The sequence below is a fragment of the Corallococcus sicarius genome, assembly GCF_003611735.1.
Lineage (GTDB): Bacteria > Myxococcota > Myxococcia > Myxococcales > Myxococcaceae > Corallococcus > Corallococcus sicarius.
In genome coordinates, this window is record NZ_RAWG01000568.1 from 1 (window position 1) to 2,491 (window position 2,491).

4 protein-coding genes are annotated in these 2,491 nt (G+C 71.3%); 1 reads left to right on the plus strand and 3 read right to left on the minus strand.

Translation table 11 applies throughout. The features are described 5' to 3' along the window. The first annotated feature begins 115 nt into the window (after positions 1 to 115). Entirely contained in the window at positions 116 to 946 is an 831-nt protein-coding gene (locus D7X12_RS40750) for an SDR family NAD(P)-dependent oxidoreductase (protein ID WP_120630488.1), read from the plus strand. Positions 947 to 959: 13 nt separating this feature from the next. On the opposite strand, the gene D7X12_RS40755 is transcribed toward D7X12_RS40750, so the two are convergent. The 3 genes from D7X12_RS40755 to D7X12_RS44845 form a co-directional block, all read right to left on the minus strand. Next, positions 960 to 1,331, minus strand: coding sequence for a hypothetical protein (locus D7X12_RS40755; RefSeq protein WP_244225079.1), 372 nt, complete (start codon positions 1,329 to 1,331; stop codon positions 960 to 962). A gap of 173 nt (positions 1,332 to 1,504) precedes the next feature. Next, positions 1,505 to 2,029 (minus strand): KdsC family phosphatase, encoded by a 525-nt coding sequence (locus D7X12_RS40760; RefSeq protein ID WP_120630490.1) that lies wholly within the window; start codon positions 2,027 to 2,029, stop codon positions 1,505 to 1,507. Positions 2,030 to 2,039: 10 nt separating this feature from the next. Next, positions 2,040 to 2,491: MXAN_5187 C-terminal domain-containing protein (locus D7X12_RS44845; protein ID WP_279637299.1), on the minus strand; the 452-nt coding region annotated here is incomplete at its 5' end.

Below are 2,491 nucleotides of genomic sequence, written 5' to 3' on the forward strand. Positions count from 1 at the left end.
CGTCCGCCTTGAACCCGACGTGCCCCGACACGGGTGCATGGCCACCCCTTCGCCGTGCGTGCTAGCCCTGTCGCGTCACGACGTCCCCCCTCACGTCTTCAGGAGCCTGGAAACCATGACTCTTCCCTCACGTCCTCGCGCCGTGGTGACCGGAGCCGGCAGCGGCCTGGGCCGCGCGCTGTGTGAAGCCCTGGCGTCCCGTCAGGCCAGGGTGCTGGTGTCGGACGTGGACCCGGCCACGGCCCAGGAGACCGCCCGCCGCATCACCGGGCTGGGTGGCGAGGCGCACGTGTACCCGTGCGACGTCACCGACGCGGAGGCGGTGGAGGGGCTCGCGCGCGCCGCGGATGACGCATTCGGCGGCGTGGACCTGCTCGTCAACAACGCGGGCGTCGGCGCCGCGGGGGCCATTGGTGAGATGCCGCTCGCGGAGTGGCGGCGCGTGATGGACGTGAACCTGTGGGGCGTCATCCACGGCTGCCACGCGTTCGTGCCCCGCATGCGCAAGCAGGGCTCCGGACACGTGCTCAACATCGCCTCGCTCGCGGGGCTGGTGTACGCGCCGCACCTGGGCGCCTACAACACGTCCAAGGCCGCCGTCGTCGCGCTGTCGGAGACGCTCTACGCGGAGCTGCGCCCGCTGGGGCTGGGCGTCACGGTGGCGTGTCCCACGTTCTTCCGCACGAACATCGCCGCGTCCGCGCGCTTCTCCGACCCGGCCATGAAGGGCATGGGCGCGAAGCTGGTGGACGGGGCGAAGTGGGGACCGGAGTGGGTGGCCGCGCGGCTGCTCACCGCGGTGGACCAGGGCGCGCCGCACGTGCTGCCCATGGCGGACGCACGCTGGTTCTGGCGCCTGCGCCGGTGGATGCCGGGCTTGACCCTCCGGGCCATCATCGAGGTGGAGCGGCGCTACCGCGAGCGCTCCGCGCGCCAACCTCATTGAGGGCCCACGGCGGTCAGTTGTTGCGCTGCGAGGGCGCCTTGCCGGACGTGAGCACGGACGTGTCCGCGGACGCCATCGAGTTGCGCTGCTTGATGACGCGCGCCTTCTGGTCCTGCTTGTCGTAGTGCTTCACGATGGCGGCGATGTGGGCGTCGGCCACCTTGCACTGGATGGCGCTCACCTCCTGGTGACGCCGCCCCAGCTCGTTCCACATCGCCAGCCGGCCCTGGCTGCCCATCAGCCGGTCCTCGACGGTGTCCAGGGCGCGGTCCATCAGCTTGCCCTCGGCCTCCAGCACCGCGAGCCGCGCCTCGGAGTCCTCGGAGGACTGTCCGCACCCGGTGGAGACGGCGAGCCCCACCGCCGCAGTCAGTCCGAGCCACATCCGCCGCATCCCCACCGTCGCCTCCCGCGTGTCTCGGGCCGTCCACCGACCGTCAGGCAGCGCAACGTAGGGATGGCCTCCGGGAGCGACAACCTGCACTCACGGCGGGGGCAACCAGGTTTTCAGGAGCGAACGTTTGGGGGATTTTCCAGCCCCACCGGTTTGACGATGAGTCAGAAGGGCCCTGGGGCGGCACGTGCCCGGTGCTTCAGGATGAACTCGCACACCTCGCGCGCGGCGCCGAAGCCGGCGGCGCGCTGGGCCACGTAGTGTACCTGTGAGCGCACCTCGTCCGGGGCCTCGGGCACGGTGGCGGAGAAGCCCACCGCGTTGAGCAGGGGCAGGTCCACGACCTCGTCACCCATGTAGCCGCAGTGCTCCGCGGACACGTTGAGGATGCCGAGCAGCTTCTCGAAGTGCGCCACCTTGTCGCTGCTGCCGAAGTGCACGTGGCGCAAGCCCAGCGACTGCATGCGCATCTGCGCGGAGAGGCTGTCACCGCCGGAGATGGCGGCCACTTCAATGCCGGCCTCCTGCAGCCGCTTGATGCCCATGCCGTCGCGCACGCTGTACATCTGCGTCCAGCCGGAGTTGGGCACCCAGAAGATGCGGCCGTCCGTGAGCGTGCCGTCGATGTCGAAGATCATCACCGACAGGCGCGCCACCCGCGCCTTGAGGGATTCCAGGTCGTGGTTCATCGCGCGTCCCCTACTTGGGCACGGCCTTGAGCGAGGCCTTGCCGTCCTTGATGACGACCTTGAACTCGACGGCCTTCGCGTTGTGCTGCTTGAGCAGCTCCGGCACCTGCTTGCGCAGCGTGGCCGCCACCGACTCGTAGGACAGCTTGGACGTGTCCTCCTGGCAGCGGCGCTTCGCGGTGACGTAGGCGTCGTACACGGCGCGCAGCTTGTCGTCGGACATGCCGCCGCCCGGACTGGCCGCGGCGGGACGGGGCGCGGCCGCCGCCGCAGGGCGCGCGGGCGCGACCGCCGGGACACCGGGCACGGCGGGCTTCGAAGCAGCCATGCCCGGAGGCACGGCGGCGCGTCCCACCGCGGGCACCGCGGGCGTGAGTGAGGGCAGCTTCGTCGCGCCGGCCACCGCGGGCGTGCCCCGGAACGGCGTGCCCGGGACGGGCGCCACGGTGGGCTCGTTCACCG

Coding starts and splice junctions, on each gene's coding strand:
- D7X12_RS40750 (WP_120630488.1), top strand. CDS start 116: ATGACTCTTCCCTCACGTCCTCGCGCCGTGGTGACCGGAGCCGGCAGC.
- D7X12_RS40755 (WP_244225079.1), bottom strand. CDS start 1,331: ATGTGGCTCGGACTGACTGCGGCGGTGGGGCTCGCCGTCTCCACCGGG.
- D7X12_RS40760 (WP_120630490.1), bottom strand. CDS start 2,029: ATGAACCACGACCTGGAATCCCTCAAGGCGCGGGTGGCGCGCCTGTCG.